The sequence below is a fragment of the Pseudarthrobacter leeuwenhoeki genome, assembly GCF_055412885.1.
The window spans coordinates 1-20,456 of sequence record NZ_JBVAYY010000015.1; the positions used below are offsets into that span (position 1 = coordinate 1).

Below are 20,456 nucleotides of genomic sequence, written 5' to 3' on the forward strand. Positions count from 1 at the left end.
CGAGGATCTCGGTGGCGTTGATGACCCACGCGTCGGTGCGTTCCTTGCCGTTCTGGTCCAGGGCCGGCTGCCAGTACTGTTTGTCGTTGATCCACCCGACCATGTGGGCTTTCAGCACCGGGACCGGGTAGGACACCGTGAACTGCACGCCCAGCGCTGCGAGGTGGTGCAGGAATTTTCGGGACGCCCCGGCACTGTCGGTCCGCACCAGCACTTTCTCCCCAATGAGCTCTCCGTGCTGGTCGTAGAAGTTCTCGGGGAGCTGTTCGATGGCCTGGGTGAAGACCTTGATGTGGTCCTCGGCGCTGTTGGCCCCGGCATTGCCCGGACGCATCACCGCGGTCAGGATCTCCCCGGTCCCGGTGCCCGCGCCGTAATCGACGCTGGCAATGAAAGGGGCGAAACCATACCCGCCCTTGTACGTGCCGACAGCCTGTTCCTTGTCACTGTGGGAGGTCACGAGGGTGGCGTCAAGATCGATGATGAGCGGATCCAAGGCGGTGGCCTTCAGTGCCGGGTTCCGGTCTCCGGATGCCTCCCATGCCCGTGAACGCAGCTCCCGTGTCAACGTGGCGAAGCCGTAGCCGAAGACGTCCGGGCGGGTCACTGTCCGCTCAAAGAACCGCGAGACCGTCGCGTTCGAGGCAACGTTTCCGAAGACACCGGCGCCGGTCCGCAGGATGTCCAGATCCGAGACGTGTTCCCCGCCGCCGGCGAGCATGACCGCCAAGGACCCCAGGATCGGGCCGGGCCGGTGCCGGGCCCCGGAGGGGACAAACTGTCCCAGGCGGTCCTCGCACAAGCCCCGGAACCCGAGCGCGTCAACAAACGACGTCACCACGTTCAGCCCTGCATGGGAGACCAGCGACTGGCCCGTCGTGGCGACAGGAAGGGACGGGAAAACTCCGGTAATCTTGGACATCAGAAAGGTGCTTCTTTCAGCCGGTGGAACAGTGCGTCAACAACACTATTTTCCCAGCTCAGAAGCACCTTTCGTTGCTTTAACACACCCGACCGGCCCCACCCTCATGAAAACCCCGGGCTAGGGGTGCCGACGTCTGGCCTCATGGACTGGAGGACTTTGGAGGCGGTGCGGGCTCTCTATAAAGCGGTCGACATAGTTCCTCCTGGCGGTTGGGGGAATGGCACCTACGTGAAACTTAGCGAGTTCGCTTCTTTGCCGCAGACAGCGGAAACTCCCGTGATGAGAACCATTGCACCCGTGGGTTCGCTGATGGAACCAGGTGCTTCATTTGCGGAGCTGAGTCTTGGCAGCAGCTTTGTGAGCGTGCGCGCAAGCGTTAGCGAAGCTGACCAAATTAGCGTAAATGGCAAGGCCTCGGTCCAAGTTGCAGGCGGTGCTGCTGAGGACGCCACAGTATCTTTCGTGGGACCCTTCCAGCCCAAAGCGACGGATGCTGGGCGACCGCCTGGCAAAGACATCCGGATCCAGATGTCTGAGGACACCCGGCTCTTACCAGGGCAGTTCGCATCCGTCCTCTTTGGCTCCGCAACGCAACCCTCGCCGGCAGTGCCCACATTGGCTATTCGGTCTGACTCAGTTGGAGAGTACGTTCTCCGTAAGGCGAAGGACGGACAGAGCGACCGAGTCGCGGTGCTTGTAGTGCGAAATGCCAATGGTTGGACCGCCATTGAGTCCGATGACCTGAAGACGGGAGACGAGGTGCTCGTCTCCCCATGACGATCACAACCCCCCAGCTATCCCTCCATCAAATCAGGCGAAGATACGGCGACCAAAGGCAATGGTTCGCGGTGCGAGAAGCTACGTTGGACATTCACAGCGGGGAGTTCCTTGCCATTGTTGGTCCTTCGGGATCGGGAAAGTCGACCCTTCTGAACGTTTTGGGCCTGCTCGATGGGGCGTGGGAGGGCGACTTCAAGATCAATGGGATGGATGTTGCCAAGCTCAGGCGTGCCGAGCGTGATCAGCTTCGATCGCAAATGTTTGGCTTCGTCTTTCAGTCCTCTTATGCAAATCCCTATGAAACAGCGGCGAGGAACGCTGCTCTCGGATTGGCAGTTCAGGGCGAAAGTCTGAAGCGCCAAAATGCTCGAGTGGGTCGTGCCTTGGAAACCGTCGGACTCTCTGAAAAATCTGAGTCGCTGGCGCGCAACCTATCCGGAGGTGAGCGTCAACGCCTGGCTTTAGCCAGGGCCTTAGTGACTGGGCCCAAGGTCATCCTGGCGGACGAGCCGACTGGAAATCTAGACAGTGCCGCGGCAACAAGAGTCATGAGTTTGCTAAAGCAACAGAACGAGCTAGGAACGACGATCATCGTCATTACCCACGACGCCGCAGTCGCCAGCTATGCCGACCGAGTAGTGGAAGTTAGGGACGGCATAGTCCTTGATCGTTCAGCGACCAGCCCTAACCGACTGGAGGACGCCACAGTTCAGACTGGTGGGCAGTCCCCGACGCCGTCACGCAGAGGACCACGTGCGCTAGTCAGCTCAGTACGACGATGGCCTGAACGATTCGTCAGGGCGGTCAACAACGTCTCATCGCGGCCCCTTCGGTCGGCAACTCTTGTGGCCGCGTTCACCATCGCGATCGCTGGTTTGATCACAGCGTCCGGAATTGGTGCGAGTGCCTCACAACAGATATCGGACAGACTAGCGGCCGCTGCACTTGACGAGGTCAGAGTCGAGGTCCCGCGCGGTCTAGAGCAAAACGAAAGGGACGCTCGCGCCGCCACAATCAAGGCGCTGCCAGGAGTTGTGAATGTCGGCGAGTTCGCTCCGCTCGATGCGTCAATTGCTCGAACCGCGAGGCTGGCACAATTCCTGAGCTTGGACGGTGTCGCGTTTCCCGGCACCACTGTTGCCGCTGATAAGGCATCGCTGACGATACTCGAAACGGTGACAAACCCCGCCGGCGCGCTGGATCTGTTTGGCAGAACTGACTCCGGGAAGGTCGCACTCGTCGGAGAAGGCGTTGCCGAGCGGCTTGGCATTGATCCGGGGAAAGCCGGTGCGGAGATTTGGGTTTCGGGAACTCCCTATTCGGTGATTGGCACAGTATCTGCTGCGGCGAGAGCCCCAAACCTTGTTACGAGTGTAGTAATTCCGGTTGGCGTCCTCGCCGACCCGCCGTCTCAGCTCGTTGTAAGGACCGAGACAGGTCTGTCGGCCAGCGTTGCTGAAGCAATTCCCCTGGCACTATCTCCTGCAGCGCCCGGCGAAGTTGCTGTTTCTACGACAGGGGATCTCCGCAACCTGCGTCTGGGAGTGTCCCAGGACCTTGATGGCTTGCTGTCATCCATCTCCCTAGCGCTCCTAGGCCTGGCCGTGTTGAGTGCGTCCTCGGCTATGTTCCTTTCGGTGCAAACCAGAATCCAGGAACTGGCGTTGAGCCGCGCAGTCGGGCTCAGCCAAGCAGGCGTAGCTGCTGTCTTCATCTGGGAAGGTGTCATCGTTGGCTTTGCCGGAGCTCTTGCAGGACTCTCGCTGGGGCTAGCGGTCTCGGTCAGTGTTGCGGCCGCCCAAGGATGGACTGCTGTCGTCCCTTGGTCTGCACTTGCAACGGCGCCGCTCATAGGCGTAGTCAGCGGAGCTGTTTCAGCGCTTCTTCCAGCTCTTAGAGCTGCACGTATCGACCCCGCGGAAGCGATCCGCTGAGCGGATCATGAGTGCCCCGCGCGTGGAAGCAGCCACACGACCAGCTATGTGACTTGACACCGTCCAGTGAAGCGCGATGTTCCACTCACGCACATGATGCGATGTCGTCGAGACGGATGTTTTCTCATGTCATCCACCGAGGCTGCGGGGACCATCTCCCGGACAGCCGGCGCCAAGCGTCCCCGGTCGCCGAACAGCAATGATCCTTAGCGCTACTTTTCCGCGGAATGGTCCTCGACCCCCGCTTTGGGGGGCTTAGGGCACCCGGTGCAGCCACTCCGGCGTGCCGAACTTGGCATCGACCCGGTGGTGCGCGGCGGCGAGCTCGGCCTCGGTGAGCTCCGAGGGTGTCGCGGCGTAGCGTTCAGCGAAGACCTCCATCATTGCTGCGACGATCGCGGTGCGGGCCAGGCCGGTCTGGCGCCGGAGCGGGTCCACCCGCTTCTTGGCGCTGCGGGTGCCCTTGTCGGAGAGCTTCTCCTTGCCGATCCGCAGGACTTCGACCATCTTGTCCGCGTCGATGTCATAACTCATCGTCACGTGGTGCAGCATGCCCCCGTTGGCGAGCCGTTTCTGCGCGGCGCCGCCGATCTTGCCGTGCTCGGTGGCGATGTCATTGAGCGGCACGTAGAAGGCGCTGATCCCCATCTTCTCCAGGGCTGCCATCACCCACGCGTCCAGGAAGCCGTAGGAGTCGGCGAAGCTGATGCCGTCCACGAGGGTCTGCGGCAGGTACAGCGAGTAGGTGATGCAGTTGCCGGCCTCCATGAACATCGCTCCGCCGCCGCTGATCCGGCGGACCACGCTGATGCCGTGGCGTTCGACGCCGGCGGGGTCCAGTTCGTTGCGGACGGACTGGAAGCTGCCGATCACCACGGAGGGTTCCTCCCAGTCCCAGAAGCGCAGGGTCGGGTTGCGGCGCCCGGCGCCGACCTCTTCGGCCAGGACCTCGTCCAGTGCGACATTGATGCGGGTGGGCAGCACCGACGGCGCGATGATGTTCCAGTGGTGATCCGCCCAGCCGGTGGCCTTCGCGAGGGCGCGGCGGACGGTGACGGCGACAGCGTCGGCGGAAAAGCCGAACAGCACGGCCCCGGCCGGCAGGGCCGCTGCCACCGCAGCGGAGATGTCAGCCGCCCCGGCATCCGCCGGGAGGCCGGTGAGCGCACGGTTGATCTCCGCCAGTGCCTCGTCCGGCTCCAGGAAGAAGTCCCCGCTGAGCGAGACGTTGGCGAGGGCACCGTCGACGACGTCGAAATCGGCCACGACGAGTTTGCCGCCGGGAACCTTGTACTCCCCGTGGCGGCGGGCACCGCCGTCAGTATTGCTGGAACTACTGATGGAGCCACTGCTGGACCCGGGAACGGGGGAAAGGGTTGTCATGCCGTTAATCCTGCCACGCGCGCCCGGGACAGACGCAAAGAGCCCGCACCGTCACCGGCGCGGGCTCTTCCAGAAGACCTGGGGGAGAAGAAGTTACTTCTTGCCGCCGAAGCCCTTGAAGCGAGCGTTGAAGCGCTCGACGCGGCCTGCAGAGTCCATGATGCGCTGCTTGCCCGTGTAGAACGGGTGGGACTCGGAGGAGATTTCGACGTCGATAACCGGGTAGGTGTTTCCGTCTTCCCACTCGATGGTCTTCTTGGAAGACACGGTGGACTTGGTCAGGAATTTGACGCCGGAAGCCAGGTCGTTGAAAACAACAGCTTCGTACTTCGGGTGGGTATTAGTCTTCATAATTGGACCTTTGTTCGCACAACTGGATTTTGCCAGTTGCCAGGTATGAGTGGGATGGCCGGCGGAATGCACCGGACGGCCAGCTATCAATGATAGCGGAAAGTCAGCGCCTTCGCCGCCTGACCAGCGGCGCTGTTCAGTGAAGCGGGTCAGTGATGCGGCCGCAACTCCCAGAAGGCGACGGCGGACGCAGCGGCGACGTTGAGCGAGTCAACGCCAGCGCGCATGGGGATCTTCACGGCGAGGTCGACGGCAGCGAGGGTGTCCGCGCTCATCCCGGCGCCCTCGGTGCCCAACACCAGCGCCAGTTTCTCCGGCCGGCACGCGGCCAGCGCATCGAGGTCAACGGCGTCGTCCGTGAGCTCCATGGCGGCCACGGTGAAGCCTTGGCCGCGGAGCACCTGAAGGTCCCCCGGCCAGTCCTCCAGCCGGGCCCAGGGCACCTGGAACACCGTCCCCATGCTCACCCGGACGCTGCGGCGGTACAGCGGATCCCCGCAGCGCGGCGAGACCAGAACGGCGTCGACGCCCAGGGCCGCGGCGGAGCGGAAGATCGCTCCAACGTTGGTGTGGTCCACGATGTCCTCCAGCACGGCCACCCGGCGGGCCCCGGCGAGAAGCTCGGGCAGGGGCACTGGTTGCGGGCGCTGCATGGCCGCCATCGCGCCGCGGTGCAGGTGGAAGCCGGTGATCTCCTCAAGGAGGGCCGCGGAACCGATGTACACGGGGACGTCCGGGTACTGCGCAAAGATGTCCGAGAGGTCCTCGACCCATTTCTCGGCGAGGAAGAAGGACCGTGGTGTGTGCCCCGCCCCGAGGGCCCGGCGGAGCACCCGGGAGGACTCGGCGATGTACATGCCTTCGGCCGGTTCCCGGAGCTTGCGCAGGTGCACGTCCGTCAGCTGCGTGTAGTCGGAGACCCGGGGGTCAGCGGCGGATTCAAGGCGGTGGAAGGTCACAGGCGGGTCGTTTCAGCGGGAGCTTGTACGGTCACGGGACCGGGTCACTTGAACAGGTTGGCGATCATGAACCCCAGCGCGATCAGGCCCAGGACGAAGATGACACCGCGCAGGACCACCGGGGACAGCCGGCGGCCGACCTTGGAGCCGATCACGCCGCCGATCAGTGAGCTCACGGCGATCAGGCCGACGACGGTCCAGTCGATCCGGTCGAAGGCGAACAGCAGGTAGGAGGCCGCCGCCACCACGTTGACGGCCAGGACCAGGATGTTCTTCATGGCATTGGCGTTCTGAATGGTCCCGGTCATGAAGATGCCCAGGATCCCGACCAGCAGGATCCCCTGCGCCGCCACGAAGTAGCCGCCATACACACCCGCGAGGTACACGAGGACCACGAGGAGGACCCCGTGGCGGCGGTCCCGGATGGCGTGTTCGGGGTTTTGTTCGCGGTTCCGGACCCACTGCTGCAGCCGGGGCTGGTAGGCCACCATCAGCAGCGCTAGCACGATCAGGGCGGGGGCGGCGTAATAGAAGACCTTCTCGGGCAGGTGCAGCAGCAGGTAGGCGCCGGAGATGCCGCCCAGCACTGAGGCGGGCAGCAGCCTGAGCAGCTGCTTGCCGCGTCCCGCCAGTTCCTTGCGGTAGCCCCAGGCTCCGGCGGCGTTCCCGGCCACCAGGCCCGTCGCGTTGCTGATGGACGCCGTGATCGGCGCGTAGCCGAGGGCGATCAGCACCGGGAAGGTCACCAGGGTGCCGGAACCGACCACACTGTTGATGGTGCCGGCCCAGAGCCCGGCGAAGAAAATGAGAACACTATTGAGGAACTCCACGCGCGGTCAGCGGCCCGGTCAGCGGCGCGCGGTGGCCGTGTAGCGGCCGGCTGAGACGCTGACGTCCAGCGGCAGCCCGAACGTCTCGCTCAGGTTCCCGGCCGTGAGGACGCCTTCGATCGGGCCCTGGGCAACCACGCCGCCGCCGCGCAGCAGCATGGCGTGGGTGAAGCCCGGCGGGACCTCTTCGAGGTGGTGCGTGACCAGGACGATGGCCGGAGAGGCCTCGTCGCGGGCGAGTTCACTGAGCCGGTGCACGAGATCCTCGCGGCCGGCCAGGTCGAGTCCGGCAGCAGGTTCGTCGAGGAGCAGGAGCTCGGGATCCGTCATCAGGGCCCGGGCGATCTGGACGCGCTTGCGCTCCCCCTCGGAGAGCGAAGCGAAGGGCCGGTTGAGCAGCGGCCCCATGCCCCACTCGTTCAGCAGGGCGAAGGCGCGGCGTTCGTCGTCCTTCTCATAGCCCTCGCGCCACCGCCCGGTAACACCGTAGGCGGCCGTCACGACGACGTTGAGGACCTTTTCATGCTCCGGGATCTGGTTGGCCAGCGCGGCCGAGGACAGGCCGATCCGCGGCCGGAGTTCAAAGACGTCAACGGCGCCAAGGATTTCCTCCAGGATGCCGGCCATGCCGGACGTGGGATGGATCCGCGCGGCCGCGAGCTGAAGCAGAGTGGTCTTGCCGGCGCCGTTGGGGCCCAGAATCACCCAGCGCTCGCCTTCCTTGACCTGCCAGTCGACCTTGTCCAGCAGGGTCTTTGCCCCACGCACAACGCTGACGGCGGCCATTTCAAGAACATCACTCATAGGAGTAGACACTAGGACAAAACAGCGGACGACTGATAACCGGTGCCCAGGGCCGGTGCCGGGCACCGGCTGCCCCGGGCCGGCTCCCAGGGGGCCGCGGCGTCACTGGTGCGCAACGGATTCGGGCCGGCATCGGCGTGATCGCTAGGATTGCAGCCATGAACCTGTTTGTGACCGCCGTGAGCTACGCCCCGAAACTGACCCATTCCGAGGTGCAGCGGCTCCGTTCGCTGCTCGCAACGGCGGGAGTGACGCTGGACGCCGAAACCCGCACCGGAGACGACCGCTTCGAGGTCTACGCGGCGGACGGGAGCATTGACCTGGCCCCCGGCCCGGACCACGGGGTGACGGCGCTGGCGGAACTGCGCCGGGCAGCGGCAGAACACGGCCCCGCCGGAGTGGACACGGCGATCGTCCCCGCCGCCCTCCGGGGTGCGCAGCGGAAGTTCCTCATCATGGATGTGGATTCCACGCTGATCCAGCAGGAAGTGATCGAACTCCTCGCCGCCTACGCCGGCAAACGCGAGGAAGTCACGGCGGTCACCGAGGCCGCCATGCGCGGCGAACTCGACTTCGCGCAAAGCCTGCATGCGAGGGTGGCGGTGCTCGCCGGGCTGCCGGCCGACGTCGTTGATGCCGTCCGTGCCGAGGTGAAACTGAGCCTCGGCGCGGCGGAGCTCGTGGCCGCCTTCCACGCCGCGGGCCATGTGGTGGCGGTGGTCTCCGGTGGCTTCAACCAGATCCTGCAGCCGATCGCGGAGGGCCTTGGACTGGATTACTGGGTTGCCAACGAACTTGAAATCGTCGACGGCGCGTTGACCGGAAAGGTCATCGGTGAGGTGATCGACCGGGCGGCGAAGGAAAAGTACCTGCGTGCCTGGGCCGCCAGGGAAGGCATCCCCATGGAGCACACGGTTGCCGTGGGCGACGGCGCCAACGACCTGGACATGCTGGGCGCGGCGGGGATCGGCGTGGCGTTCAACGCCAAACCGGCTGTCCGCGCGGTCGCGGATGCCGCCGTGAACATGCCCTATCTCGACGCCGTGCGGCACATCGCCGGCGTCTGAGGCCGGACCGGCCGCCGGGAAAAGCAGCAGAAGAAGAAGAAGGCCGGGGCAGTCGCCCCGGCCTTCTTCACTGCGCTGTTACTGCCTTGCTAGCACCGCGTTCCGCGGCTGGCGCGGCTGGCACGTCCGGCGCGGAAGCCTGTCAGTTGCTGCTCTTGTCGAAGTAGTCGGATCCACCGACGTACTCGGTGTGGCCGGACTCGACGTCGGCGGTGACCATCCTGGCGACCTCGGCGGCGAACTCCGTGACCGAATACAGCTTCCCGGCCTCGGCGCGGCGGGCCTCGATGGCGCCGGGGTTGGAGCGGTCCAGCAGGGTGGCGGTGACGGTGCCCTCGATCATGTCGCCGGAGACGACAACGAGGGAGATGCCCTTCTCGGCCAGGTTCGGAATGAGTTCGCGCAGTGCGTCCTCGCCGGCACGCTTGCTGCGTGCCACGGCCTCGTAGTTCTCCATGGTGGGCACGGTGTTGATGAAGTGCGCCTGGTGGCTCGTTACGAAGACCACCCGTGACCCCTCGGGCATCAGCGGCACGGCAGCATTGAGCATGTTCACCTGCGCGTTCCGGTTGAGCTTGAACGCGTAGCCCTCCTCCATGCCGGATTCCATCCCGCCGGAAGCGTTGAGGACCAGGACATTAAGCGAGCCGAAGTTCTCCATCGCGGCGCTGGCCAGGGCCTGGACGCCTTCCTGGGTGGTGAGGTCGGCGCCGACGGCGGCGGCACGGCCGCCGGCCGCCTCGATCTCCGCGACAACCTTGTTGGCGCGGGGCGCCTTCTGGCGGTAGTTCACGACGACGGCGGCACCCTCGGCGGCGAGGATCTTGGCGACTTCAGCGCCGATGCCCCGCGACGAACCGGTCACGATTGCGGTCTTGTTCTCCAGCAGTCCCATACGAGCTCCTTTGTTCCAAACGTCCAAAAACGGTGGGTCTGCAGTCCATCATGCCAGCGGTGCAGGCCTTTTCCGTTGTCCGGGTTCCACAAAGAAGCTGCAGCGGACTAGTTCCGGCCCGGCCCGCGGGCGTGTCTCCTTATCGGCGTCGCCACGCTTGGAAGCTCGCTGAGCAAGGCGGGAGGGCGTCACCTCGCTGCGCACGATGGCGCTGACGATCTGATAGCCCTCAAGTTCCTCCAGGGTTGTCTCGATGCGTCGGCTGCCGCCAGATCGGCATCGGCGACCGACGCGCTGCTGACCGATGCCGCGAGAGCAGCTTCATCATTTTGTGCCACACTGGGCGACCCCAGAGCTTTCTTGAGGCGCTCGTTGACCTGGTCGTTCAGGAACTGCTTCATCGCCTTGGTCACCAATGTGGTGAATGGTTCCCGCACCATTTGTGTACGCCCCGGAGTACACTCGGGCCGTCAGAAACTTGATCCACTACATAGTTGGATCGAACGTCCGGCGTTTTTACGACTCATCGTTGATGGCAACTCCATCTTCACCACAATCACCGAAAACACAGCCCTCAAAGTGGCATCCCTGATGCTCCGGTGCTGCACACGGCATCGCCAGGCCGAAAACCCTGAGGCGCAGTTCAGAGGCGGAAGACCCTGCTCCTCCGGACACCGGCGCAACCGCGCTACCCCGTCGTGGCCCCCCCGGACCGGCCGGGTCTTACTGCGCTGCGTTGTCGAACGTCTCCTGCCACTGGGCGTGCTCGCGGCCGGCATCCAGCCGGCGGCTGGCAGTCCATCTGGGCAGGTAGTCGGGCGCAGTCAGCTCGCGGACGGGCTCCGGTATCTTGGGCTCAGGCCGGGTCTGGACAGATCTGAGCTCAGGCCGGGTCTGGTCAGGTCTGGCCACAGGCCGGGTCTGGTCAGGTCTGGCCACAGGCCGGGTCCGGACCGGCTTTCGGTCGTGGCCCGGACTCGGCCTCGCCACCGCAAAGGCCGCGATCCCCCACCTGATGCAGCCCACAAGCGCCCAAAGCACGAGCCCGGCCAGGATGACTTGCCAAAGAGCGACCACTACCCCGATGGCGAGCAGCACGACGATCCACATGGCGACACAGTTACATACTCGACGTGCCCCGAGATAGGGTCTTTTTCCCCTAGCGCCCGCTCTGGCCTTAGGTCAGCATGACCATGCTGACAGCAGAATATTCCACCGGCATGTGTTGATCCGGTGGCTTCTGGTTACTATCCGAATTTGTCCCAGACCTGGCTCCACAGGAGCGCCAGTGTCGGGCCGGCGACCGCCAGAAGTACCGCGACTAAAACGGCCGAAATCAGTGTGATGACCACCCACATCTTCACGTTGCCCCCTTCTCCCGTGCCGTTTAGCACCTAACGGCCCATGCACAGCCCGTGCCTCGCATCCTCGTCCATCGTGCTGTGGTTTTCCTTGGGCGCATGGCCCAGACTTGCGACAAAGTGCGAGGATCTGTTCTGCCTCGCTGTCGGGCGGTCCCGGGGCGGGCTGAGCACGACGATCCACCGAGCCTGCGAATGGAAAGGCAGGCCCCTGGCGTTCCCCATCGGACCTTGCCAGGGCTCGGACTCACGGATGGTCCCGCGCGTCCTTGACGCCATCAACGTCCCCCGCCCCGGCACTGTACGGGCAAGGACCCGCCCCGACACGGTACGGGCACGGACCCGCTCCGGCACGGTACGGGCACGGACCCGCCCCGACGCCGTGATGGGTGACAAGGCCTGCTCCTCCCTTGCCCACCGTTCACTCCTGCGGGCCCGATAAATCAAGGCAGTCATTCCCGAACCCAGGGACCAGATCGCCACCCGATACGACAAGCTCGCCATCACCTGCCGCTCCGGGGCAGCCCTCCACGCAGTCCTGATCCGGCTCGCCACTAAGGGGACACGCGCTGGTTCCGGCCAGGCCCGCGGGCGTACGATCGCGGTTATGGAACGTCCGCGCGGTGGCTGCCATAAGGCTGGACACGGGGCTGCAGATCAAGGGACCCGGTGCCGCGGGGCGTGAGTGGGGACTCCACCCCGGAGCAGGTTTTCAGCGGCTCCCCCCGGGGCCTGGATCTGTTCCATGCCGTGGAAGGGTTGCTGGCCGCGCCAGCCCCGCCGGCGGGCCGCGCCACGAAAAGCCAAGTGGCCTTCCGGGAGAAGCGCGGTTTCGCGTACCTCTGGTGGCCGGGGCGCTACGTTGATTCCGTGGTGCCCGCCGTGCTCTCGATCTCGCTCCCGCGGCGCATCGATTCCGCCAGGTTCAAGGAGATCGTCAGCCCCGCACCCGGGGTGTGGATGCATCACCTGGAGTTGCACAACGAGGAGGAGCTCGACGCCGAGGCAGCCGGCTGGCTGCACGGGGCCCGTGCGTCGGCGGGCTGAGGCCGGCGCAGGGCGGGTGGAGGCAGAACGGGGCGGGCAGACCGGGATGGTCCGCCCGCCCGCCCGGCCGCGTCGCCTGTTACATGTGGTCGATCCTGATCTTCTTGGACGTCGATTCCGGCGCGGCCACGGGGGCAGGAGCCCGCACCTCAAGCACGCCGTCCTTGTAGGTGGCGGTGACGTCCTCTTCCTTGGCACCCGGCGGCAGCGCCACACTGCGCGAGAAGGAGCCATAGCGGAACTCCGAGCGGTAGCCGTCCTTGCTCTTGTGCTCGATTTTCTCCTCACGCTCCGCCTTGATGTGCAGCATGCCCTCGCTCACGGAGACGTCGACGTCCCTGTCGGGATCAATCCCCGGAACCTCAGCCCGCACCACCAGGGTGGTGCCGTCCACAAACTGTTCGACCTTGATGGACGGTGTCATGGTCATGTCACCGTCGAGGAAACGCTTGATCGGCTCCAGCACGTCCGACGGGACCCACTTGTTCACTTCAGCCACGATTGTCCTCCTGATTTTTTGCCCCTGCCGTGGTGTGGTCAGGGGCGGTAGCCCCATTACACACCCCGGCAGCGCCCGGCGCTACAGGCTGAAAGCCCTACTGCGGCTGACCCGGCGCGTGCCGCCGGGCGGACAGCACCGGCGGCCCCCGCCGTCGTCGTACGCTTCCGGAACCTGCCCTAGTGGCCCATGCCCAGGCCGCCGTCGACCGGGATGACGGCGCCGGAGATGTAGGCGGCCTCGTCGCTGGCGATCCAGCGGACCACGTTGGCGACCTCGGAGGCCTCGGCGAACCGGCCGGCGGGAACCTTGGAGAGGTAGTCCTTCTGCGTTGCCTCGGCCAGTTCCGCCGTCATGTCCGTGTTGATGAAACCGGGTGCCACGACGTTCGCGGTGATGCCGCGGGCGCCCAACTCGCGGGTCAGCGAGCGGGCGATGCCGACGAGGCCGGCCTTGGAAGCCGAGTAGTTGATCTGGCCGGGCGCGCCGTAGAGGCCCGAGACGGAGGAAATCAGGACCACACGGCCCTTGCGTGCCCGGATCATGCCCCTGGAGGCGCGCTTGATCACGCGGAAGGCGCCGGTGAGGTTGGTGTCGATGACCGAGGTGAAATCGTCCTCGCTCATGCGCATCAGGAGGGTGTCCTTGGTGATGCCGGCGTTGGCCACCAGCACCTCGACGGGGCCATGGGCGGCTTCCACTTCGGTGAACGCGGCGTCCACCGAGGCCTCGTCCGTGACGTCGGCCCTGACGCCGAGGATCCCGGCCGGGAGAGAGGATTCGCTGCGGTAGGTGACGGCCACCTTGTCGCCGTTGGCGTGGAAGGCTTCGGCGATGGCGAGGCCGATTCCGCGGTTGCCGCCGGTGATCAGGACGCTGCGGCCGGTGGTTGCTGTTTCAGACATGGTGGGGCTCCGGAATTCTGCGGCGGGACGGCGCCGCGCTGGGGGCGGGATTTTCCTGCCTTCGATCTTAGCGCCCGGTGCCGCCCGCGTTTGGGCGGCTCCCCCGTTGGTGAGAGAATTGCAGTAAGCCTTGGGAGCGTGATCTGTCAGCCGTGACACTCAAAGACCGACCCGGTGCCCCTGTGCCCGGAAACCCGGACGAACCGTCCGGTTATTCCGAGGTACACAGCATCACAGACGCCGCCGCTGCGCACTCGGAAGAGATGCGCCAGCGGATGATCAAGTACGCAGTGGCGATGGGCATCCGCATGGTGTGCCTGATCCTGATTTTTGTGGTGGACGGCTGGCTGAGGATCCTCCCGATCATCGGGGCTGTATTCCTGCCCTGGTTTGCCGTCATTATCGCCAACGGAAGCGACACGGCGGAAGTCCACTCTGACTCGCTGCTGGACAACGCTCCGCTGGACCAGCTCGAGGCGCCGGCCGCCGCCCCGGCCGGCCAGGGGGACACGGTGCCGGACGATCCGTCGATGACGCTGCTGCAGGGCGAACTCGTCGATGATGATGACTCCCCGAAGGATGGACACGGGACGCCGGGTGTCCCCGGCGTTCCCGGCGGGCACGCCGATGATGGCGGCGGCAGCGAACGGGCCGCGTCATGAACCTTTTTGACCTCACCGGGAACGGCGGGGCTGCCGGTCCGGCGGAAGCCGTCTGCGCCCGCAAAGCGTGCCGGAGCGGCGCCGAATGGCAGCTGCTCTGGAACAACCCGAAGATCCACACCCCCGAGCGGCGCAAGATCTGGCTGGCCTGCGGAGAGCACCGGGCCTGGCTCGAGGACTATCTGCAGACCCGCGGGCTCTGGAAGGACACCGTGGCACTGAACCCGGCAGGCAGGGCAAGCTGAATGTACCGTTTTCTCTTCTCCAGCAAGTGGCTGGGGTATCTGTTGCTGGCCGCGATTTTTGCGGCGGCATGCGTCGGACTGGGCCGCTGGCAGATGGACCGCCGCGCCGAGACGCTCGCCGAGATCGACCGGGTCACCTCGAACTATTCCGCCACGCCCGTCCCGTTCGCGGAGGTCAAGGACCAGTTCAGCGCGCTGGCGGCGGAACGCGAGTGGACCCAGGTGGAGCTGAAGGGCAGTTACGACGTCGCCGGTCAGCGCATCGTCCGCAACCGCCCGCTCAACGGCCAGCCCGGCTACGAAGTCGTTGTCCCCTTTAGGGTGGATTCCGGCGAGACTGTCGTGATTGACCGCGGCTGGCTGCCGATCGGCAACAACAATCCGGGCAGCCCCGACGCGGTTCCAGCACCCCCGCAGGGGACCGTGACCGTCGTCGCCCGGCTCAAACCTGCCGAGCCCGCGCTCCAGCGCGGCGCCCCGGACGGGCAGCTGGCCTCGATCGATCTCGCCGCCTACTCCGCGGAGCTGGGCTACCCCCTGCTGACGGGCGCGTATGGCCAGCTGGCGTCGGAGAGCCCGGCGGCGGCGGACATGCCCTTCCCGTTCCCCAAGCCCTCCACCGAAGAGGGCACCCACCTGTCCTACTCGCTGCAGTGGTTCGCCTTCGGCGTGCTGATGTTCATCGGCTTCGGGTACGCGGCCCGTCAGCAGGCTCGCAATGCCGCCATTGATGCGGAGGACGCCGCATCCCAGTCGGCAGACACCGACGGCGTCCTGATGCACTCCAGCGGCCCGGTGGCCCGCCGCAGCCCTGTCGCCCGCAGGCGGAAGAACGCGACCGCGGAGCAAGAGGAAGACGCCATCCTGGACGCCCAGGGGTTCTGAGCAGTGGCCGTCCTGTTCCCGGAGCCCGTGGCCCGGGTGAAGCACGCGCTGAACGTGCTGGGCGCCGAGAATACCGTCACGGTGTTCAAGTCGACAGTCCCGACGGCGGCCGCGGCGGCTGCGGCGCTGGGCTGCGAGGTCGCGGCCATCACCAACAGCCTCGTGTTCGACCTTGAGGGCGCCCCGCTGCTGATCCTGGCCAGCGGCGCCGCCAGGGTCGATGTCCGGAAGGTCGCCGCGCAGCTGGGCACGGGACGAATCCGGCGGGCCTCCCCCGGATTCGTCCTGGACCACACCGGCCAGGAAGTGGGCGGCGTCGCCCCGGTCGGGCATCCGGAGAAAATCAGGACGCTGCTGGACGAGTCCCTTGCGGCCCACCCCGTGCTCTGGGCCGGCGCGGGGGACCATCACTCGATGTTCTCCATCACCTACGAACAGCTGCGCAGGATCACCGAAGCTAAAGAGATGCCCGTCCGCTGAGCAAGGATCCCGGAGCAGGCTACGCCAGCGTGATCAGGTCCAGGTAGTCTTCGTTCCAGTGGTCCTCGATGCCGTCGGGCAGCAGCACAACGCGCTCCGGATTCAGCGCCTCCACGGCACCTTCATCGTGGCTCACCAGCACCACGGCGCCGGTGTAGTTGCTGAGGGCGCCGAGGATTTCGGCGCGGCTGGCCGGGTCCAGGTTGTTGGTGGGCTCATCGAGGAGCAGCACGTTCGCACTGGAGGCGACGATGGTGGCCAGGGCCAGGCGGGTCTTCTCGCCGCCGGACAGCACACCGGCAGGCTTGTCGACGTCGTCGCCGGAGAACAGGAACGAGCCCAGGATGTTGCGTACTTCCGCGTCATTCATGTCGGGGGCGGAGGAGCGCATGTTCTGCAGCACGGTCCGGTCAACGTCGAGCGTCTCGTGCTCCTGGGCGTAGTAGCCCACCTTCAGGCCGTGGCCCGCAACGACTTTTCCGGTGTCCGGCTTGTCGACGCCGGCGAGCATGCGCAGCAGGGTGGTCTTGCCGGCGCCGTTGAGGCCCAGGATGACCACTTTGGAGCCGCGGTCGATCGCGAGGTCGACGTCGGTGAAGATTTCCAGCGAGCCGAAGGACTTGCTAAGGCCGTCCGCGGTGAGCGGGGTCTTGCCGCACGGCGACGGATCCGGGAAGCGCAGGGCTGCCACGCGGTCGGTCGCGCGCACGGCTTCGAGGCCGCCCAGCAGGCGCTCGGCACGCTTGGCCATGTTCTGCGCGGCGACGGCCTTGGTGGCCTTGGCGCGCATCTTGTTGGCCTGGTCGAAGAGGACCTGGGCCTTCTTCTCCGCGTTGGCGCGCTCCCGCTTGCGGGCGCGCTCGTCGGTTTCGCGCTGCTGGAGGTAGCGCTTCCAGTCCATGTTGTAGAAGTCGATCTGCGCGCGGTTGGGATCCAGCAGGAAGACCTTGTTCACGGTGGCCTCGAGCAGTTCCGTGTCGTGGCTGATCACGATCAGGCCGCCCTGGTGGTTCTTCAGGAACTCGCGCAGCCAGGTGATGGAGTCGGCGTCGAGGTGGTTCGTGGGCTCATCGAGGAGCATCGTTTCGGCGTCCGAATACAGGATGCGGGCGAGCTCCACACGGCGGCGCTGGCCGCCGGAAAGGGTCTTGAGCGGCTGGTTCAGCAGCCGGTCCGGGAGGGCGAGGTTGGAACAGATCGCGGCGGCCTCGGCCTCGGCAGCGTAGCCGCCGGCAGCCAGGAACTCGGATTCGAGCCGGTCGTAACGGTTCATTGCCTTGCGCTGGACCTCGGCGTCGTCGCTGGCCATGTCCTCGTGGCACTGCCGGAGTTTGCCGACGGCGACGTCCAGGCCGCGGGCGGACAGGATCCGGTCGCGGGCCAGCTGCTCCATGTCCGGGGTCCGGGGATCCTGCGGCAGGTAGCCGATCTCACCGCTGCGCGTGACCTTTCCGCCAGCGGGCTGGCCTTCGCCCGCGAGCACCCGGGTCAGCGTGGTCTTGCCTGCACCGTTACGGCCCACAAGGCCGATCTTGTCTCCCTTGTCGATCCGGAAGCTCACCTGGTCCATAAGGAGGCGGGCGCCGGCGCGCAGTTCGAGATCCTGGACGGTAATCAATGCAGCTAAGGCCTTTCACAACAGGGAACGCCGCGGCACAACGGTGGAATCTGGAGGGGGCCGGGGCAGTGTGGCCGAGAGAACGGCCTCTCTCAGTCTACCGGCCCAGCCTCCGCCCGTTGACAAGTGCCCCGCCGGTAGCCGGAAACCCCGGACGGCGGCGGTGGCGGCCGTGCACTCCCGGGCACCACCGGCCGCCATTGGTGCGGCCCTCCAGCTACCGGGCCCCCGGTTAGTGGAGCACCTACAAAAAACCCGGCCCGGCATGGTCGTAAAGTCAAAATCAGTAGCAGAACCGATTCACTCGCGATAGGAACTCCCCGTGACGCAGACCCAAGGCACCACAGCCGCCACCCCCGCCCGGCAGCGGAACCGCTGGAACGCCACCGACCTCGGACTGATCGCAGTCTTCGCCGCGCTCGTGGCCGTCTCCGCCCTGATCGCCGCCATTCCGGTGGCCGGGATGGGCGTTCCCGTCACGGTGCAGACGCTCGCGGTGATGCTCACCGGCCTTGCCCTGGGCCCCGGCAGGGCGTTCGCCGCCGTCGGGCTCTACGTTCTGCTCGGTCTCGCCGGGCTGCCGATCTTCAGCGGCGGGCGCAGCGGGCTCGGGGTCCTGGCCGGCCCCTCGGCGGGCTACCTCATCGGCTTTGTCTGTGCCGCGACGGCGGCGGGCTGGCTGACCGTCGTCGTGCTGCGCCGCACGGCGGGCCGTCCCGGCAGGCTGCGCGCGGTCCTGCTTTTCGCGGCCGCGATGGTCAGCAGCATCATCTTCGTCCACGGCCTCGGCATCCTCGGCATGATGGCCAACGCGAAGCTGGACTTCCCGGAGGCGTTCCTCGCGGACCTGGTCTTCTACCCGGGAGATGTGGTCAAGAACGTGCTGGCCGTGACCATTGCCCTGGCCCTGCACAAGGCATTTCCGGATCTGCTGATCCGCCGGAGCCGGAGCGGCGGAACGGTTGCCCCGGCCGGCACGCCCGCTCCCCCCGCCACAGCGGGTCACCGGCCGTGAGCATCATCGCGCTGGACCGGGTTGCGGTGCGGGTGGCGGTTGACGGCCGCCCCGCGCCGAAAACCCTGCTGGCGGAGCTGACCCTTCGGCTCACCGAGCAGCGGATCGGCATCATCGGCGCCAACGGCTCCGGCAAGTCCACCCTGCTGCGGCTCCTCAACGGACTCGTGGCGCCAAGCAGCGGCACCGTGACGGTGGACACGTGGGACACGGTCCGCTCAGCACGGGAGGTTCGCCGGCGCGTCGGCTTCGTCTTCACCGACCCGCTGTCCCAGCTGGTCATGCCGACCGGGAGGGAGGACGTGGAGCTCTCACTCCGCCGCTCAGTCCGGAACGCCCGCGAACGCAGCCGTCAAGCGGAAGCAACCCTGGACCGCTTCGGGCTGCTGCCGCTGGCCGACCAGAGCATCTACGAACTCTCCGGCGGGGAGCGCCAGCTGCTGGCCCTCGCGGCGGTCCTCGCTGTGGACCCGGAGGTGCTGGTCCTGGACGAGCCGTCCACCCTGCTGGACCTGCGCAACCGGGAGCTGCTGCGCCGGACCCTGGCCGGACTGAGCCAGCAGGTCATCCTTTCCACCCACGATCTTGAGCTCGCGCTGGACCTCGACCGGGTCCTCGTCGTCGACGCCGGCGCGGTGGTGTTCGACGGCGGGGCGGCCGGCGCCGTCGCGCACTACCGTGCGCTGTGCGCGGCGGCACTCCCGGCTTACGGCGCGGTAGCGGACGCGGCACGCCCGGGGCGCCCGCCCCTGGCGCAGCGGCATCCGGAAAATCCGCACCTGGAAAATCCGCACCTGGCGAATCCGCCCCTGGCGCAGCGGCATCCGGGGCAGCTGTGAGCGGCCACGGGTTCCTGCTGGCCAACTATGTGCCGGGCAGCTCCCTGCTGCACCGTGCGCCGCTGTGGCTGAAGTTCCTGCTGGTCGTCGGCTGCGGCATGGCGTCCTTTCTGATTGTGGACTGGGCCGTTGCGGCCGCCGCCCTGGCCGTGATGTGCGCACTGTTCCTGCTCAGCGGGGCGGGTGTGGCGCGGCTGTTCCGTGCGGTCCGGCCCGTGCTGCCGGTCCTGGCGGCGATCGGGCTGTTCCAGTGGTGGCAGCTCGGCGGCCCGGCCGCGGCGCGGATTGTGCTCAACGTACTGGTCTGTATTGTGGCGGCGTCCATCCTCACGGCCACCACCCCGGTGCAGCGGCTGCTGGACGGCGTGGCTTCCCTGGCGAAGCCGTTCCAGCGCTTCGGCGCGGATCCCGAGCGCTTCGCCCTGACCATCGCCATCATGCTGCGCAGCATTCCGTTCATCGCCGGGGCCTTCAGCGACGTCCGCGATTCCGCGCGGGCCCGCGGGCTGGAGCGCAACCCCCGGGCCCTGATTCTCCCGGTCTTCATCACCACCGTGGCTTTCGCCCGGCAGACCGGCGATGCCCTCGCCGCCCGCGGCCTGGGTGAGGCCGAGACGCCGGGGCATGCACCGCCGGCCACCCCCGCCACGGGACATGCCCTCCCCTGACCCCGTCGGACCACTGGACATGCGCTCCCCTGCACGCGGCCACTGGACATAGGCCCACGATGTCCGCTGGCCGGGCCGAAAAATGGGCATGTCCCCCGGTGGCGTGATGCGGGTCCGAGCTCCAAAGCCGCGGGACCACTGGACATGCGCCCCCCTGAGCGCGGCCACTGGACATAGGCCCACGATGTCCGCTGGCCGGGCCCAAAAATGGGCATGTCCCCCGGTGGCGTGATGCGGGTCCGAGCTCCAAAGCCCCGGGACAACGGACATGCGCTCCCCTGAACGCGGCCACTGGACATAGGCC

Annotated in this window: 21 protein-coding genes; 10 read left to right on the forward strand and 11 right to left on the reverse strand. The window is 66.5% G+C overall.

Going from position 1 to position 20,456, the window contains the following annotated elements; translation table 11 throughout:
* Nucleotides 1-922: transposase (locus tag ACZYX4_RS13990; RefSeq protein ID WP_463876874.1), on the reverse strand; the 922-nt coding region annotated here is incomplete at its 3' end.
* 776 nt (nucleotides 923-1,698) lie between these two features.
* Here ACZYX4_RS13990 and ACZYX4_RS13995 point away from each other — a divergent pair.
* On the forward strand, nucleotides 1,699-3,639 hold the full coding sequence (locus ACZYX4_RS13995) for an ABC transporter ATP-binding protein/permease (RefSeq protein WP_463876876.1): 1,941 nt from the start codon (nucleotides 1,699-1,701) through the stop codon (nucleotides 3,637-3,639).
* A gap of 255 nt (nucleotides 3,640-3,894) precedes the next feature.
* On the opposite strand, the gene ACZYX4_RS14000 is transcribed toward ACZYX4_RS13995, so the two are convergent.
* From ACZYX4_RS14000 to ACZYX4_RS14020, 5 genes are all read right to left on the reverse strand, one after another.
* Entirely contained in the window at nucleotides 3,895-5,022 is a 1,128-nt protein-coding gene (locus tag ACZYX4_RS14000; protein ID WP_463876878.1) for a lipoate--protein ligase family protein, read from the reverse strand.
* 93 nt (nucleotides 5,023-5,115) lie between these two features.
* Nucleotides 5,116-5,373: a type B 50S ribosomal protein L31 gene (locus ACZYX4_RS14005; protein WP_282379259.1), complete on the reverse strand. Its 258-nt coding sequence runs from the start codon at nucleotides 5,371-5,373 to the stop codon at nucleotides 5,116-5,118.
* 149 nt (nucleotides 5,374-5,522) lie between these two features.
* Entirely contained in the window at nucleotides 5,523-6,332 is an 810-nt protein-coding gene (locus ACZYX4_RS14010) for a TrmH family RNA methyltransferase (RefSeq protein WP_463876881.1), read from the reverse strand.
* A gap of 44 nt (nucleotides 6,333-6,376) precedes the next feature.
* Nucleotides 6,377-7,162 carry a sulfite exporter TauE/SafE family protein gene (locus tag ACZYX4_RS14015; RefSeq protein WP_463876883.1) on the reverse strand — a complete coding sequence of 262 codons (786 nt, stop codon included), beginning with the start codon at nucleotides 7,160-7,162 and terminating at the stop codon, nucleotides 6,377-6,379.
* A gap of 18 nt (nucleotides 7,163-7,180) precedes the next feature.
* Complete coding sequence (locus ACZYX4_RS14020; protein ID WP_463876885.1) at nucleotides 7,181-7,966, reverse strand: ABC transporter ATP-binding protein; 786 nt, start codon at nucleotides 7,964-7,966, stop codon at nucleotides 7,181-7,183.
* A 158-nt stretch (nucleotides 7,967-8,124) separates the two neighbouring features.
* On the opposite strand from ACZYX4_RS14020, the gene serB reads away from it, so the two are divergent.
* Nucleotides 8,125-9,033 (forward strand): phosphoserine phosphatase SerB, encoded by a 909-nt coding sequence (serB, locus tag ACZYX4_RS14025; RefSeq protein ID WP_463876887.1) that lies wholly within the window; start codon nucleotides 8,125-8,127, stop codon nucleotides 9,031-9,033.
* A gap of 142 nt (nucleotides 9,034-9,175) precedes the next feature.
* On the opposite strand, the gene ACZYX4_RS14030 is transcribed toward serB, so the two are convergent.
* The gene (locus ACZYX4_RS14030) at nucleotides 9,176-9,928 is read right to left on the reverse strand and encodes an SDR family oxidoreductase (protein WP_463876889.1); all 753 of its coding nucleotides are present in this window, start codon (nucleotides 9,926-9,928) and stop codon (nucleotides 9,176-9,178) included.
* A 723-nt stretch (nucleotides 9,929-10,651) separates the two neighbouring features.
* Nucleotides 10,652-11,038 carry a hypothetical protein gene (locus tag ACZYX4_RS14035; RefSeq protein WP_463876890.1) on the reverse strand — a complete coding sequence of 129 codons (387 nt, stop codon included), beginning with the start codon at nucleotides 11,036-11,038 and terminating at the stop codon, nucleotides 10,652-10,654.
* 932 nt (nucleotides 11,039-11,970) lie between these two features.
* On the opposite strand from ACZYX4_RS14035, the gene ACZYX4_RS14040 reads away from it, so the two are divergent.
* A complete protein-coding gene (locus ACZYX4_RS14040; RefSeq protein ID WP_463876892.1) occupies nucleotides 11,971-12,336 on the forward strand; it encodes a DUF5655 domain-containing protein in 366 nt (121 codons plus the stop codon).
* 79 nt (nucleotides 12,337-12,415) lie between these two features.
* Here the strand turns inward: ACZYX4_RS14040 and ACZYX4_RS14045 are convergent, their stop codons facing one another.
* Nucleotides 12,416-12,835, reverse strand: coding sequence for an Hsp20/alpha crystallin family protein (locus ACZYX4_RS14045; protein ID WP_463876894.1), 420 nt, complete (start codon nucleotides 12,833-12,835; stop codon nucleotides 12,416-12,418).
* A 179-nt stretch (nucleotides 12,836-13,014) separates the two neighbouring features.
* Nucleotides 13,015-13,740 (reverse strand): beta-ketoacyl-ACP reductase, encoded by a 726-nt coding sequence (locus ACZYX4_RS14050; RefSeq protein WP_463876896.1) that lies wholly within the window; start codon nucleotides 13,738-13,740, stop codon nucleotides 13,015-13,017.
* Between the two features lie 152 nt (nucleotides 13,741-13,892).
* Between ACZYX4_RS14050 and ACZYX4_RS14055 the strand changes: the two genes are divergently transcribed.
* From ACZYX4_RS14055 to ACZYX4_RS14070, 4 genes are read left to right on the forward strand one after another with little or no spacing between them, the layout of a single operon-like run.
* Nucleotides 13,893-14,402, forward strand: a complete 510-nt coding sequence (locus tag ACZYX4_RS14055) for a DUF3099 domain-containing protein (RefSeq protein ID WP_463876898.1) — start codon at nucleotides 13,893-13,895, stop codon at nucleotides 14,400-14,402.
* Nucleotides 14,399-14,647: a hypothetical protein gene (locus ACZYX4_RS14060; RefSeq protein ID WP_463876900.1), complete on the forward strand. Its 249-nt coding sequence runs from the start codon at nucleotides 14,399-14,401 to the stop codon at nucleotides 14,645-14,647. Before ACZYX4_RS14055 ends, ACZYX4_RS14060 begins: the two co-directional genes overlap by 4 nt.
* Complete coding sequence (locus ACZYX4_RS14065) at nucleotides 14,648-15,532, forward strand: SURF1 family cytochrome oxidase biogenesis protein (RefSeq protein ID WP_463876901.1); 885 nt, start codon at nucleotides 14,648-14,650, stop codon at nucleotides 15,530-15,532.
* 3 nt (nucleotides 15,533-15,535) lie between these two features.
* Nucleotides 15,536-16,012 carry a YbaK/EbsC family protein gene (locus ACZYX4_RS14070; protein WP_463876903.1) on the forward strand — a complete coding sequence of 159 codons (477 nt, stop codon included), beginning with the start codon at nucleotides 15,536-15,538 and terminating at the stop codon, nucleotides 16,010-16,012.
* Between the two features lie 19 nt (nucleotides 16,013-16,031).
* Here the strand turns inward: ACZYX4_RS14070 and ACZYX4_RS14075 are convergent, their stop codons facing one another.
* Nucleotides 16,032-17,630, reverse strand: coding sequence for an ABC-F family ATP-binding cassette domain-containing protein (locus ACZYX4_RS14075; protein ID WP_463876905.1), 1,599 nt, complete (start codon nucleotides 17,628-17,630; stop codon nucleotides 16,032-16,034).
* A gap of 322 nt (nucleotides 17,631-17,952) precedes the next feature.
* Here ACZYX4_RS14075 and ACZYX4_RS14080 point away from each other — a divergent pair, with 322 nt between their 5' ends.
* Genes ACZYX4_RS14080 through ACZYX4_RS14090 form a run of 3 tightly spaced genes read left to right on the forward strand, consistent with a single transcriptional unit; the run spans nucleotide 17,953 to nucleotide 20,152 of the window.
* Nucleotides 17,953-18,645, forward strand: coding sequence for a biotin transporter BioY (locus tag ACZYX4_RS14080; protein ID WP_463876907.1), 693 nt, complete (start codon nucleotides 17,953-17,955; stop codon nucleotides 18,643-18,645).
* Entirely contained in the window at nucleotides 18,642-19,484 is an 843-nt protein-coding gene (locus ACZYX4_RS14085; RefSeq protein WP_463876909.1) for an energy-coupling factor ABC transporter ATP-binding protein, read from the forward strand. Before ACZYX4_RS14080 ends, ACZYX4_RS14085 begins: the two co-directional genes overlap by 4 nt.
* Nucleotides 19,481-20,152: an energy-coupling factor transporter transmembrane component T family protein gene (locus ACZYX4_RS14090; protein ID WP_463876911.1), complete on the forward strand. Its 672-nt coding sequence runs from the start codon at nucleotides 19,481-19,483 to the stop codon at nucleotides 20,150-20,152. Before ACZYX4_RS14085 ends, ACZYX4_RS14090 begins: the two co-directional genes overlap by 4 nt.
* The last annotated feature ends 304 nt before the right edge of the window (nucleotides 20,153-20,456 follow it).